15 protein-coding genes and 1 pseudogene are annotated in these 14220 nt (G+C 38.9%); 10 read left to right on the plus strand and 6 right to left on the minus strand.

Annotation, left to right across the window (positions count from 1 at the left end):
* Window positions 1-461: 461 nt before the first annotated feature.
* Window positions 462-2042, plus strand: a complete 1581-nt coding sequence (locus tag AC58PQ_RS27910) for a stalk domain-containing protein (RefSeq protein ID WP_497247374.1) — start codon at window positions 462-464, stop codon at window positions 2040-2042.
* Window positions 2043-2399: 357 nt separating this feature from the next.
* The gene (locus AC58PQ_RS27915) at window positions 2400-2642 is read left to right on the plus strand and encodes a hypothetical protein (RefSeq protein ID WP_497247376.1); all 243 of its coding nucleotides are present in this window, start codon (window positions 2400-2402) and stop codon (window positions 2640-2642) included.
* A 145-nt stretch (window positions 2643-2787) separates the two neighbouring features.
* Here AC58PQ_RS27915 and AC58PQ_RS27920 read toward each other — a convergent pair whose 3' ends face one another.
* On the minus strand, window positions 2788-4089 hold the full coding sequence (locus AC58PQ_RS27920; protein ID WP_497247378.1) for an IS1380 family transposase: 1302 nt from the start codon (window positions 4087-4089) through the stop codon (window positions 2788-2790).
* A gap of 361 nt (window positions 4090-4450) precedes the next feature.
* Between AC58PQ_RS27920 and AC58PQ_RS27925 the strand changes: the two genes are divergently transcribed.
* The 7 genes from AC58PQ_RS27925 (at window position 4451) to AC58PQ_RS27955 (ending at window position 8007) form a co-directional block, all read left to right on the plus strand.
* Window positions 4451-4798, plus strand: a complete 348-nt coding sequence (locus AC58PQ_RS27925; RefSeq protein WP_497247380.1) for a hypothetical protein — start codon at window positions 4451-4453, stop codon at window positions 4796-4798.
* 57 nt (window positions 4799-4855) lie between these two features.
* Window positions 4856-5137: a hypothetical protein gene (locus AC58PQ_RS27930; protein ID WP_497247382.1), complete on the plus strand. Its 282-nt coding sequence runs from the start codon at window positions 4856-4858 to the stop codon at window positions 5135-5137.
* Window positions 5138-5316: 179 nt separating this feature from the next.
* Entirely contained in the window at window positions 5317-6060 is a 744-nt protein-coding gene (locus AC58PQ_RS27935; RefSeq protein WP_497247384.1) for a hypothetical protein, read from the plus strand.
* A gap of 240 nt (window positions 6061-6300) precedes the next feature.
* A complete protein-coding gene (locus AC58PQ_RS27940; RefSeq protein ID WP_497247386.1) occupies window positions 6301-6891 on the plus strand; it encodes an SMI1/KNR4 family protein in 591 nt (196 codons plus the stop codon).
* Between the two features lie 178 nt (window positions 6892-7069).
* Window positions 7070-7204, plus strand: a complete 135-nt coding sequence (locus AC58PQ_RS27945) for a hypothetical protein (RefSeq protein WP_497247388.1) — start codon at window positions 7070-7072, stop codon at window positions 7202-7204.
* Window position 7205: 1 nt separating this feature from the next.
* Window positions 7206-7493, plus strand: a complete 288-nt coding sequence (locus tag AC58PQ_RS27950) for a hypothetical protein (RefSeq protein WP_497247390.1) — start codon at window positions 7206-7208, stop codon at window positions 7491-7493.
* Window positions 7494-7563: 70 nt separating this feature from the next.
* Window positions 7564-8007 (plus strand): oxidoreductase, encoded by a 444-nt coding sequence (locus tag AC58PQ_RS27955; protein ID WP_497247392.1) that lies wholly within the window; start codon window positions 7564-7566, stop codon window positions 8005-8007.
* A 229-nt stretch (window positions 8008-8236) separates the two neighbouring features.
* Here AC58PQ_RS27955 and AC58PQ_RS27960 read toward each other — a convergent pair whose 3' ends face one another.
* Together AC58PQ_RS27960 and AC58PQ_RS27965 are read right to left on the minus strand one after the other, a co-directional pair.
* A complete protein-coding gene (locus tag AC58PQ_RS27960; RefSeq protein ID WP_497247394.1) occupies window positions 8237-8683 on the minus strand; it encodes a hypothetical protein in 447 nt (148 codons plus the stop codon).
* Between the two features lie 85 nt (window positions 8684-8768).
* Window positions 8769-9155: a hypothetical protein gene (locus tag AC58PQ_RS27965; protein WP_497247396.1), complete on the minus strand. Its 387-nt coding sequence runs from the start codon at window positions 9153-9155 to the stop codon at window positions 8769-8771.
* Window positions 9156-10457: 1302 nt separating this feature from the next.
* On the opposite strand from AC58PQ_RS27965, the gene ltrA reads away from it, so the two are divergent.
* Window positions 10458-12296, plus strand: coding sequence for a group II intron reverse transcriptase/maturase (gene ltrA / locus AC58PQ_RS27970; RefSeq protein ID WP_497247398.1), 1839 nt, complete (start codon window positions 10458-10460; stop codon window positions 12294-12296).
* A 266-nt stretch (window positions 12297-12562) separates the two neighbouring features.
* Here ltrA and AC58PQ_RS27975 read toward each other — a convergent pair whose 3' ends face one another.
* The 3 genes and pseudogenes from AC58PQ_RS27975 to AC58PQ_RS27985 all read right to left on the minus strand — a co-directional run.
* Window positions 12563-13021: a CBO0543 family protein gene (locus AC58PQ_RS27975; protein WP_497247400.1), complete on the minus strand. Its 459-nt coding sequence runs from the start codon at window positions 13019-13021 to the stop codon at window positions 12563-12565.
* A gap of 278 nt (window positions 13022-13299) precedes the next feature.
* Window positions 13300-13818 (minus strand): DUF3231 family protein, encoded by a 519-nt coding sequence (locus AC58PQ_RS27980; protein WP_497247402.1) that lies wholly within the window; start codon window positions 13816-13818, stop codon window positions 13300-13302.
* 158 nt (window positions 13819-13976) lie between these two features.
* Window positions 13977-14071 (minus strand): annotated as a pseudogene (locus AC58PQ_RS27985) (MBL fold metallo-hydrolase); the annotation flags it as partial.
* Window positions 14072-14220: the final 149 nt, after the last annotated feature.

Genomic DNA, 14220 nt, shown 5'->3' on the forward strand with positions numbered 1-14220 from the left:
ATCTCAGGCAAAGCACTAGAACATTCACGTCTCATTACCCACTGAACATTGTGAATCATTTCACACCTTAACTATATTAAAATAACTGTCTTGACATCTTGTAGCACCATAGACCTTGGGGTATACTGAAATATTTAGTTGATGAAAATTACGATGAGAAGATACGCCTTCCGATTTTTAGAAACTATGAAGATTTAAAAGAGATATTTACCCAGGTACTGGCTATGTATGAGGATTTTAAAAGCAATATTTTGGTATTGAAATTTGAATAAAAAATAAAGAAAGATACGTCGCTATATCTAATAATTGAACTAGTGATTGTTATAAATATTACAAGCTGCGCTAGGTAGGGATTTTGGTGATGATGTCGAATAAAACTTACTGGATTATTGATTAAAGGAAACCCGTTGCCCTTTCTTTAAGTTTGATCCTTACAATTTAAATAAAGGAGAATTATGTAGATGAAAAAATATATTATTTTACTGAGCACGTTACTCATATTTAGTCTTGTAGGTCCATGTTATGTACATGCAGAATCAAGTGAGTATTTGCCTATAGAAGAAGGAATAGAATTAAACTGGACATATACCGAGACACCACCAAAGCGCCCTCAGCCGAAAATTCTAAACCCAGCAAATTATGAAGTGAAGTGGAAAATAGATAACACATTGTTGTTCGACCTTGTGCAGGATCAACAGGGAGTGATGTACACATCCGACTCTAAAGACGTAGTACATGCAATATATCCTAATGGAAGAGAAAAATGGAGTATTCATTTGGATATGGGTATGAGAAGTTCCGTTATTAACTTGGTTATTGGACAGGATAGGACGTTATATGCCCACAGCTCGGACATGTTGTCGGAAAAAGGACTTACGTCGCTTTATGTCTTATCCCCCGAAGGAAAAATAAAAAGGAAGTTACAATCCCAAGATATTTATAGTGATTTTAATAGCCAGTTTGCTGGTGATACGCAAGGTAATTTAGTGTATTTCACTAATGAAGGTTTGATCTCAAGTAATGCTAAAGGTGAAGTCAATTGGATAAATAATTTCGTTACTTCTTCTGCGCACAAAGATTATTCTAATAACTCACATATGGCAAGCGTCTACGCGGATCATAGAGGAAACCTATATGTAGATTCTGTACTTGGAGAAGTGATCTCCCTTGACACCACAGGTGTAGAAAGATGGCGTACTAAGCCACTAAGCTATGTAAATAAATTTTCTGGTTTTCAACCGTATTTTTCAGATAATGGTCTAATGTATTTTTTAACAGAACAAGGCTTAAATGCCCTACATACTAGTGATGGAAGCATCGTGAATCCAACCGACTTAGATTTGAAAAATATTCAATCCTCTGGTGTTCCAACGGATGGCGATGGTGGATATTACATTAACGTACGGGGAAAGTTTTTAAAAATCAACCGTGATGGAGAGACAATCTGGGAGTATAAGCCACGAGATACAGAAAAAAATGGGATAGGATATTTGAAAGATATCTTAACAGACAAAGAAGGAAATGCTTACTTTACTACGGGAGTCGGTAATATTATAGCTCTTAACAGCAAAGGTGAAGAAATTTTCGTGTTTCTTAGGAATGCCTTTTGGTCTAAATTGGTTAGTCTCAATCTCGGTAAAAATGGTAATATCTATTCAACGAATAACGATATTGGACTTATCTCTTTTGGTAAGAAGCAAATTCAAGTATATATTGATAACCTTAGCCTTCCACTAACCGTTGCTCCAATAAATAACGAAGGTACAGTTTTAGTACCTTTTAGATCCTTATTCGAAAGTTTTGGTCTCAAGGTCGAGTGGGAACCTGTCTCGCGAACCATTACTGGTTCAAAAGATGGTTTATCGATCAAGTTAACTATTGGGGAAAAAATAGCCTTAGTAAACGGGAAACCACAGCAATTGGCGGAGGCTCCTATGATCAAGGATAGTTCAACATTCGTTCCGCTTCGTTTCGTCGGGGAGGCGTTGGGTAGGAAAGTTAGCTGGGATAGTGATAGCTCGTCAATTAATATTGATAGATAAAGATATGACCGTGCCACGGATAACTATAGTTGAGAAAATTTGAAGGGTTGCCGCGCGTGGCAGCCCTTCACTACGCTAAAGGGCAGATTAACGTAGTACAAGATAATAGACCAATAATTACCTATTTATGGTAAAATTGATTGGTTATCATAAATTATGAAATGAGGGGTTGTATTGCATTTTGAATTGAGCACAGCAATTATCCAACTGATAACACTGGCAATCGCGGTTATAATTGTTTTTTTGATTTTCAAATTTGTCAGGAAAAAGAAAACATAGCAGTTATTGAGCTAACAGTGAACGATAGTTCAAAGCAGTATATTGAAATCAATTCACGAATGTTTCGGAGGGTTCCGAATGGACATTGAATGGATTAATGAGAATTACAAGGAAGCTAGTAAAATATTTGACTCTACTCGGGAAGCTTATGAATGGGCGGATTCACTACTTCCTGACTTTGCAGGAGGTCATAAAGTTAACGTTGGCTATGCGACTCCAGATGATAAGGTTTACACATATTTAGTCGAGCAACTTCCCAAATGGGCACGCTATAACAATATAAGTATTAATCCTGAATTACGAAAGTCCGTTTTAGCTTAAGCATCCTAGAAGCTGTTTAGGGAATCGGTGGAAAAAATGGTTATTTAGATGGGGAAATTCAGGGATCGAATCCTTCTCGGGGTAGACTTTCCCCCTCCCCATTAGAGCGGTCTACTCAACTTCCATGTTATGTTGTTTAAAAATCTCATTCCAGTAAGACTACGTTATCGGCGATTCGTTGCCAGGAGTGCCGATTAAAAAAGTCATTGGCTAGTTTCAGCACAATTCTACGACTGTGCTGAACCATGACTCCCGCGCATTGGAAAAATTCCAAGCGGAATCGAGCAATGGTATACCCTTGCTGAATCGGTTCACAACAATCCTTTTTAAACCGTTCGTACAGGTTGTAAGCTAACAACTTGATATGCAGGTCGATTTCGTTGGCTGTAAAATCATCAGTAATAATTCGGTCAATTGCAAATCCATATTTGGCTTCCTTGATGTGGTTTTCCATGCAACAACGCTGGTTATAAAAACGCCAAATATCAATCGGCTCCCAATCCAGATTTGTTACGATGGCTTCAAATTGCCAATCGGATTCCAGTATCATTTGAGTCTGATCGCCATAGAACTGTTGCGCTTTCCGAATAATAATGACGCGTCTTGGCTTATCCCATGAGGTTGCTTTGTAGATGAGAGTTATCCCTTCAATGATCCATTCTTCATTTACAAACCTTTTCCAATAACGGCATTGCTTGACTTCGGTACGTAATCGCTTTGTCCATTTCATTTTTCCGACATAGCCGATCTTTCGAAGTTCCCAGAGACTATAGAATTCTTCTCCTCCAAAACCTTTGTCAAAGCGAGCATATTTGACTATTCGTTCGCCAATTAAATCTAAGGTTTCTTGCACGAAGCTCCCTGCATCGCGCGAGGAATGAACATTGCCTGCGCGAAGAACTGAGTTTAAGCACAAACGAGATTGACCTTCAAAGGCCAGAAGAGGATGCAGACTTTTCCGTCCTGGCTTATGTGAATTGGCCCCGACAGCAGCCCCTTCCTGATTTCCGTATACAGTCTCAACCGTAGAGTCTAAATCGAGAATCAGATCAGAAGGTAAGCTCGGCGCAATAATCTGTTGATTAAGCTTCTTTAACCTTGGAATAAGGAAAGGGCTGGTTTTGCTGAGACGTTTTAACTCTTTGTTCAAAAGAGTGTGATGAGGGCAACGCCCTCCTAGCAATCGTTGGATTAATGAATCATTTTGTAGTCTGCGAAAATGAAAGAGCCGCTGGCAACCGAGCATCCAGCCAACAATGAGATACAATAGAATACGGTAAACTGGAAACATTGCATTCCAATGTTTGCTGCAATGGAGATCAGCTAGGGCTTGAGGGAATTTGATTTTTTCTAGGTAATCCAGAAAAATCTTTATTCCTCCGTTGGAGTTTGCGTTTTGGAGAGAAAACTCGGTCTTGATTTTAGTCGTAGATGTGATAGACTTCACCTAAAGGGTGCTCCTTTCTTGGAACAATGTGGTCTTCGCAAACTCCATTATACCAAGGAATCGGGCACTTTTTTACTATGTTTAGGAGATTTCACTTTCGTAATTCAGGTTAATGTTAATACTTCTCAGGATTTAGTGGATGGGAAGTTGATTCATAAAATTTGGATAACACCGAGTAACGAGTAATCAAAATTACTTTGAAGTTTTAAATCATTCAGCTAACGGCGAACTATAGTTCAATCACGACATGATGGCAGCCGGCACACGATTGGCTGCCTTTGTCTGTTTAAGTAACGTGCAGTTATCTTGAATAACTAATGATGCGTTATAATATAAAAAGAATAATACACTGGGAGAGAAAATGAATCATAAATTGGCAAAAGTATGTGTTCCTGCTGGTTGGACTGTATATGTCAACGAGTTAATTGAAGCGAATCCTGAGATTGTAACAGAGAACGCATTGTTGCTTAAAGAGAATCTTTTATTGGCAAGTAATCAATACAGAAGACGTATTTTAGATGTTGGTTGGTATCCAGAGGGCAAGATAAATGGTGAATATTGCGTTTTGCTTGCGGAACAAACCGATGTAGATATTCATCATCTTGCATACTGGACTGAGGCACTTACTTATTATAAAACCAAGGATATTACTCTTTTAATTGGAAAGATCAATGAATTACTATTAGACGTATCAGAGGGAAGATTATGAATTATGTTAAGCTAACGCCATAGATCGGCAGCCTTCTCAGCTAAAGGGCATGAGGATATGTTCATTACACAATTCAATTCAATTAATGAGATAGAAGAGATGATTACTGGAGGCGGAGGGATTACCAATCCGGTTACAACATATCAAATTGCCATTGTTATGGGGAGATTTCGCCAGTACAATATCACATTTACAAATGGGGTTGATGGTCAGGAATATGATTTTGCAAAAAAAATCATGATGCATTGCCAGAATATCAGAGTATTTTTGATAAAGAAAAACGACCAGAGACACGGCGATTTCAAAATTACAAATGTGAAGATACATTGGCTTGATTAATCTAGCTATCGGCACTATTCATTCAACTAACTGGAAGCGATAGCAGAACAGCGGATGCCGATGCATCCGTTTTTTTTGTTCGCTGAGGGACGGGCAGGATAGAGAGAATGATGTACACACATTTCCCCCATGATGGTGTAACATAGTCATAAGGATTAAAAAACAGGAGTGAGATGGCTTTGAAGATATATATCAAGGACTTAAATTGTAGTGCGACTCCAACGATATTTGGATTTTCAATGATCGATAATATTCGTAATTTTACTCTTACAATTGACTCAGGCAAGATCTATGGTTTAGTAGGTTCAATTGGTAGAGGGGGATGGTTACTTAGCTATCTTCTCGCTGGAAAAGACCCGAGCTTTTCTCGATATATGGAATTGGGGAATTCGCCCATAACTATTGATGGATTACCTGCCACTAATGAAATGCTAAAAGGTATTTCCTGTTACATAGGAGAAGGAGTTGCGGAAATTCCGTATCGAAGATACAGGGGTTTTCCCAAGGATTTTGTTTGGAAATTAAGAAAGATAAAATCAGTTGCGGACCAAATTAAAGAGGGAACTACAAAAAGTGGGAGTAACTTATCATTACAAGAAATTGCAAATATGTTTGAGCTTTCAGGTATTAGTGAATCAGGAAGAGATAGAGGAAGAATTAATAGACCTTTAGAATTTAATAGCGGGGAGAAATGGAGAGCATCACTTGCAATAGGTTTTGCATTCCAAAAGAAATTGTATTGTTCTCCTTGGATTGAACCAAATGGGATTCATTCCATCTTAGGGGATCAAGGCAAAAAATATTTGCAGGCAATTAGAGAGTCAGGTGCATCAGTCATCATACCTGTAAGTAATGAACAATATGTCTCCGGAATAGCTGATGAAATTGTGTACCTTAAAGAAACTTTTTGTCCTACGAAGTAGAACTTTAGATGACTTACCTACATCGGGCAATCGAGTTCTATGACTACTTAAAGATTAAACTAACGACGAACATTTGTTCAAAATGTAAGCAAAAAGAGGCTGCCAGTATGAATCGGCAGCCTCTTTGAAGTAACGGGCAGTTTACGCTAATGGGGCACAGGTAAGAAGGAGTAAAAAGAGCTCATCACGAATTGAAGATGTACCAGATGCATTACAGATGCGTACGTATGGAGGTAAACAATGTCAGATGAATTCGAGAAGATAGAAGTCAAATTATCAACGATAGGAGTTACTAAAAAGCTACTTCACGACTCTGATGTTTTGCTTTCGATTGAACAGCAGTATGGTTTCAGATTGCCATCGGAGTATAGGAAATTTCTTTTGGAATACGGGCGAATAGACTTTCCCACTGGAATTAGTTATTTATTAAAAGAAAGAATACCTGAAGTAGCCAGATTAGGTGACTTTTATGAATTGCAATCCGATGGATTTAATAGTTTACGCAAAAACATTGATGCATACCGTGGACGAATGCCCTTTAGTATAATACCAATTGCTGATTGTCCAGGTGGAGATCAAATCTGTATTGGAGTAATAGATAGAGCGTATGGGAGGATTTTTTTCTGGGATCATAATCAGGAAAAATTTGATCCTTCGGAAAAAGAACTATGGAGAAACATTTTTCTGGTATCAGATTCTTTTGTAGATTTTATTTTAAGCCTCCAGAAAATTGAGGAGAGTTCTACTCCGAGAGATCTAGGTATAGTTAAGGTTACAACAACCCCTGAGTTTTTAGCATTAGTAGAGAAATTTAAAAATAAAAATTCATGACTAACAAGATTTCCTCCACTGATCAGGCAAGATAGTTCTTAGTAGAATGGAGTGTAATGTTTATGCAGGATGTGCATATATGGGGAATTTTTGTTGCTGATAATTCAGGACGTTTTCCAAATTTTTCCCAATTGGACTATATACTACACGTGAAAAAGCTGTTGAGGAAGTTAATGAAATGCCAAAAGATATGAATTATCAACTGCTAGAACTTCCACTTAATCGCAAATTCCCTTACTATCACAAGAAAAGCGGAAAATTAGTTGGTATGGATAATATCTATCACGAGCATTTTCACTTTAAAGGCGAATAAGATGACATTGCTTAACTGGAAATTTGATGATGAGATTCAAGGGGCACCTGATGAATGGAACTGGGTGGAGATTACATTAACCTTTTTAGATGGCAGTAAACGCTGGAGCATAATATATACACCTGAAAGGTTGCTAAATAATCTTTCAAGACCTAATATTGACCCTCCTGGGCTACATTTCCCTCATATGATAATTGTTAGAAGCTATCTAAGAGAAGATGTTGAAAGAACACTTCGTTATCTCGAGGCCGAGGGTGAACTTATATCTGCCTCAAAGCTAATTGATTAAGCAAACGAGGAACGATATTTGAGTAGAACCATGGGGTAGATATGGATATATTGAATTATAGGGAGTAACTATGAAGAAAATGAATACCTTAGAAACAAAGCTCTCATGTCGCACTAATTTTGAGACGATCAAGGAGGGAGAGAAAGACACAAAATTTGCTGATCTGATCATAGATGGGAAATCACTTTATAAAATGCTGATAAGGTATGATAAGATTCCTTCCCTCGGCTGGATGAGTAATGACTATCAAAGAGAGATGATTGATTATTTTTTACTGAGAAAACCACATGAAACAGTGTGGTACAGATATCCTTTAATGGTTTGCTCGTGGTGTGGAGATGAAGGTTGCGGAATTATTTCTGTAAAAATCGATAGGGAGAATAATGTTGTTACCTGGAAGGACTTTTTCCTTGAGCCTGAGATGAAAAAAATTAATATCGGGCCTTTTTATTTTGAGTGGGATAATTATAAAAAAGTAATTAATAGCACCTTTGGAACTGTAGGCATTCAATAGTAAGGCACCACGTTAACGAGGAACGATAGCACAATAAACAGGGAGCAAACTGCCGTGGCAGCTGCTCCCTGTTTTCATTCAAGTAACGGGCAGTATTCTTACAAAAGAAGTGTGTTTTTAAAGTTAGGTCAAGCAAAAAAGAAGCCAGCCATAATGCAGATGGCACCAAATGGCTGGTTTTATGAAATGTATCCCCATAAGAAGTGTATGCAAAGAATAACATTCAGTTCTAATTGCATTTGTTAAATATGCACTCAATGCCCCGCATCTGGCTGCAAGGGACAATTTCCCTAAAGAATAATGTTACTTCTTGTTCATCTTGCGGTTCGATGCGTACAAATTCAACATAGTCTTTGCCTGCGCGAACGGCGACAGCCGTTCTGACTGCAAATTTTGGGCGCACGATTGCGAGCCTATTGATAATATTTTTTGCAATGCCAGCATCCAATTCCTCTATATCGAAATCTATGATATTTGCAATTCGCAATCTCACACGTTTTGTAGTTTCCCCGAGGGACATTACCAAGAATGTTGTTCCAACTGTTCTAATGATGCCTTGAAATTTCTTATTGGTTTTGTGAGTTAACTGCACACCTTGTCTTCCGATAAAAGCCCTAAGCCGTTGCCTAAGCGTCAAACTGGTTGTGGGAACGCAAAATTTTTTACATAGTACCATTGCTGTTCATTCCTCTCTTTGGGTGGGTTAGAGTGTTGCTTATTGGGAACCAATTACACACTTCGTCTATATTGTCGGATTCCACTTAACAACTGTGTTTCTTTTTAAGTATTAAGTCTTTATGGAAGACGGTGTTGCCCTCAAGCAATTTAGCTATTGGCGTTGTCCCAAAAAGCCCACCGAAACAATTAAATACAATCTCGTTCTTTTTTTCTAATTTATCAAAAACGGTAATTTCAATTTCGTATCTAACTACATCCTCACGAAGAAAAAAACCTGCGGTTTCATTTCGATTGGGTCTTAGAGAACTGGTACCTGGCGGGGAAATGATTCTACCAGGTCGTCTATTAGTCCAGTCGATAACTCGAAATTTAAAAAATTTTCTGGAGGTTCCATAATTAATAATCTCTACAAAAGCCATTTTATTTTTCTTATGTTTTGCAATAACACCTGTTGTCAGTGTGTAAGCCATCGTAAAATACCCCCTTTAAAGGACAGATCCATGATCATACCATAAGTGATTATTAGTCTATGGATTGTGTAAATATAAGCCTCTAGAATCGGTTTGTAGAGGCTTGTCTGTTTTCTTGTTAGTTCTAACCTGGTTCCCTCCTGCTCGTGCTCCAAAAGTAAAAATGCAAATTACCTGTCTGCCAATGATCCTCCTAGCAATCTTCATAAAGTTGATTTTCATGGACTCTACCTCTGGAATGAGATGATTCATCTTATGACGGCTGGGAGGATTATGATAGCGTTTGGAAATTGGTATACCTTCTCCTCCTCATATACTAGAATTCAAGCTATTATATGAGGTAATAATCTCTATTGATTGTACATTCGTCGTAATAGACACAGCACTTTGTTAAAAAAAGACTAGAGCTCCGCCCCCGCCTTGAAGGGTCGCCTTTAGCCTGAATAAGTCCGAACGAGGGAGAATCGGCTTTCTAAAAAGTTAGTTTTTGGGCACTCCAGTAACGGGACGGTCTTACTTACAGAGCAGAGGCAGGGGCTAGCGCATATGAAGGGGCAGTTGCTGGATCCGTTACAGGACTGTTCAGCTAACTGGGAAGTACGACAAGCTCTGTTATAAGCACCAAACAGTGTGTGAAAAGCAGGAGATTACAGCAGTAATCTTAACTTTACAACCAAGGATGGGAATGAAGGAACCATGTATTCTGAAACCATCCCGCCAATACTCCTGCACGCGTCATTTTTAACAGAACATGAGGTGTGAAGTACAGGTAGATTCGACAGAACGAAGGCTGAAGCCATCTTAATAGAAAAGGTATGCCAACGGATATGTCGCGTGGCTGAAAAACTGGATATGGTGAGAATGTTCGCATAGAAGCGATCTGACGAACTTCCGAATGTACAGGTCTAAAGTTAGAGCATGCGGAAACGTATGTACCATCAAACGATGGGGTGAGTGGCGTAAAGTAAAACTTTCCCATATGAAATACGCTATGCCGAACAATGGCGGCATCAATCTCACAGGCTTAGAGGAAGCACCTAAGTTCAGAAAAGATAGCTAGGCTGTAAGGGACTTGGAAAGCAATGGACGTTGCAAGAAGGGTTGTTACCCGAAACGGTTGCAATAAGGCACTAGCCGAAATGCATTTATCCTTGTGAGGGTAGGGGCACGACTGACGAAACCTCTGTAATGGAGGTGGAGGAACAGCCCAAGTCTAATTGAAAAGAACGATCATTTTCCATACGTGAATTGCACCGATCAGGTAGGAATGTGGGGACATCTTCATTTTAGGAGGGTGCCACAGTGCAAGCTTTACGAAATTGGGAGTATTACGGCATGACAGAATCTTTTACGGATCTGTACGAAAGATCAGCAAACAATGAGATATTTTCACGTCTCTATGAAATCGTCACATCCAGAGAAAATATCTTGTTGGCTTACCGTACGATGAAGTCTAATAAAGGATCAAAGACACCAGGAACAGATGGACTAACCATCAAAGACATCGAACAACGACCCGAATATGAATTAATGAGTGAAATCCAAAACAAACTACAGAACTATCGCCCCAAGAATGTCAGACGGAAGCTTATCGAAAAAGATAACGGTAAAATGAGACCGCTTGGCATCCCATGCATCCTCGACCGTATCATTCAACAGTGTTTCAAGCAAGTCCTTGAGCCCATAGCTGAAGCCAAATTTTACAACCACAGTTACGGATTCAGACCCCTTCGATCGACACATCATGCCATGGCAAGAGTCCAATTTCTCATCAATCAAGCTTCGATGCATTATGTAGTCGACATCGACATTTTGGGTTTCTTCGACAACGTCAACCATACCTTGCTCGTGAAGCAACTTTGGAACATGGGTATCCAAGATAGAAGGGTTCTTGCCTGCATCTCTAAAATGCTAAAAGCAGAAATCGAGGGGGAAGGAATACCTTCAAAAGGAGTACCTCAAGGGGGCTTGTTGTCAACACTGCTCTCGAATATTGTACTGAATGACCTCGATCACTGGGTGGCTGGTCAATGGGAGCTCTTTCCGATGACGAAACCTTTCAAATCGAGAACTGGCGAAAGGGCTGCCAAAATACGGTCTAGTCTGAAAGAAGGCTATCTGGTGCGCTACGCCGACGACTTCAAAATCATTTGCAGAGATTGGAGATCGGCCCAGAGGTGGTATCATGCGGTAATTCTGTATCTCAAAGATCGCCTGAAACTCGATGTCTCTCCTGAGAAATCGCAAATCATTAATCTGCGAAAACGAGAGTCGGAATTCCTTGGGTTTACAATCCGAGCGAACAAGAAGGGTCAAAAGCGAGTAGCCCATACGGGGATTAAAGCGAACAAAAGACAGAAAATTAAAGCCGAAGTGAAGAAACACATCCTCAAAATGAGGACTTCTCCAACGGCTCTAAACGCTGCACGCTTTAACAGTTTTGTATTAGGAATTCACAATTACTTCAATCGGGCAACACATGTTAGTGTTGCGTTCTCACGTCTTGCCTACGATCTGCGAGCTTTCATGTACAATCGTCTCAAACAAATCGGGAAATACGAGCATCCTGCAAACCCACCGCCAACGTATAGTAAATTTTACAGCTTGGGTTACAGGACTTTTAAAATAGCAGATGTTTATTTATATCCTCTAGCCAATGTAAAAACAAAGAATACGATGGGCTTCAGTACAGGGCTCTCGCTCTTTACGACAAATGGAAGAGAGCAAATACACAAAAAGCTTCGACCAGATTTACGTCAGGAAATTTACTTACTAACGAAATCTAGCATCCCGAATCAAAGTGTTGAATATATGGATAATCGGATTAGTCGGTACAGCATGAAGATGGGTAAATGCGAAATTACAGGCATGTATCTCTTCGCATCCGATGTTCACTGCCACCACTATATCCCGTTGCACTTAGGTGGAAACGATAAATTAACTAATTTGCGCATCCTCCACAAAGAGGTCCAACAGCTTATTCTACAAACACAAAAAGAGACGATTGACGTACTCAAGAATAGACTGGGTTTAACGGAATTGATGATGAACCAGATCAACAAATACCGTGAAAAATATGCCATTAGAACCAGTTTAACATATCCCAAATCAATGAGTAACGAGGAAGTTATGATTCAGTAAATTCAGTTAGATGGACCGCGGAGTGCTTGGAAACTGGCACGCTCCGTGCGGAGCAGGGGAAAAGCTGGAGATCACATCAAATGCTTACCTATTGCAAACCCTTAGTTGAGGGGCTTGCTTCGCGGCAGCTCTTTTTTGTTCATTCAAGTAACAGGCAGGTTACAACGAAGGCAAGTCGAAATATTTATAAATAATGGGGGTGGGGAATCTTCACGAGTGTACGATTAATTGTCCTATCTTGCTGTATGGAAAAGAATTTTGAGCTTTTATCTGAGGATTCTCGCTGCCTCGTTTTTTGAGATTACGAAATAAAATCCATAAGTAAGAGAACATCCTAACAGATAAGATACAAACGTCCATGCTAAATTCCATCCGTTATAGTAAATAACCTTACCTAAAAACAAAAGGCAACCTTCCAAACCCGTTTTAAATAATGTAAAAAGAACAATCATGGTAAAGTAATGGATTCTTGACTTATTAATAAAATGGATCATAAAACATGCTATGAGTGGAAATAACCCAATGTTATAAGGAAGAAATGATATAACTCCCATTTCCTTAGGAGTCACATGCCACCAATGCATATAATAACCGATTTCATTGAATGAAAAAGCAATTATTCCGGATACCGGAACTACTCTAAGTAAAATGATTCTGTCATTCTTCAAAAGATTAATGCCAAATAACCATGGTATAAAAAAACCGAGTACAAAGTTAATAAACATCGTAATTATCACACCTCAAGGCAGGGAGAATTGGAATTAGGAACCTTTACAACAAAATAAATTCCAGTGTTGTTGTGTAATGAAGAATGTTATAAACCAACATGGCAACTTAAGAGGAAAAAACAAGGAGTGCTATTGAAGTTTAATGACTTCATAGCACTCTTTATTATTTGTTCTATTGAACGAACTCCAAAACAAATATAATTTTAATTCAATATTTCCGGATGGGACCATTTTCATTTGACTTTTGCAGTGATCTCTAATGATTTAAATCAAAATTAAGCGTTAACTGTTTCTGGCCTTTTAATTTGTAGTGGTGGAGGAACAAGCCAACCTTTTTCTTTACTCATCTCAAGTATTTTTAATCCTAATGCTGTTTTAGTTATATGGTATTTTGCAAATAAAGCACCAATATCTTCTCTAATGGATTGGCCCATAGCTTGACTGCATGCAACTAATCCCAATGATACGTCAGCTGCAATTTTGGCTGCAATTTCGGGATCAGCGAATCTTGCCCCGACGGGGATATCTTCGAGTTTTACCGATGGTCGTTCTGGCAACATTGGAATTGTTGCAATTCCGTTATCAATCAGCACTTTATCTAATTCTTTAATTTCAAGACTTGCTTGATCAATGAGACCGTCGAGTATCTTTTTAAGATCTTTGTCTCCTGAATGATTTAAATAGGCTTGATAACAGGATACTGCTCCTTTAGCCACTGTGGATGCTGTCCATACACTAAAGATTTCCCCATAGTGCAGAGGTTCATCTTTTGGATTACCGCTTAAAATTCCCATTTGAGTTTGGCTCCTTTTTATTCTAATTTAATGACTTGATTATCATACCCATATGTTCCTTCACAATTCATATATCCAATATTTTCAATTACTGAATCTTGTTAATAACATAACGACCATGGTCAGGGCGTGATAATCTGCTTGTTAAATCCTCACCAGACCGTTACAAATGCTTCACCTGCAAAAAGTGCTCTATCCCCTTATCTCGAAATAGTGAAACCAACTTAGGTGTATGACCTGGTGTTTGGATCCATCATAAGTCCACCTTAAACGGAACCGTCAGGTTCCGGATAACTGGCATGGCCGGTTAAATAGGGTATTTCTAACTCGTGGGCATAGTTATAACTAGATATAGGACAAAGTTACTGAAAAGTGAATTTTTTACTACTTCTGTTGGACACA

The sequence above is a fragment of the Paenibacillus sp. J22P143 genome (assembly GCF_059692035.1).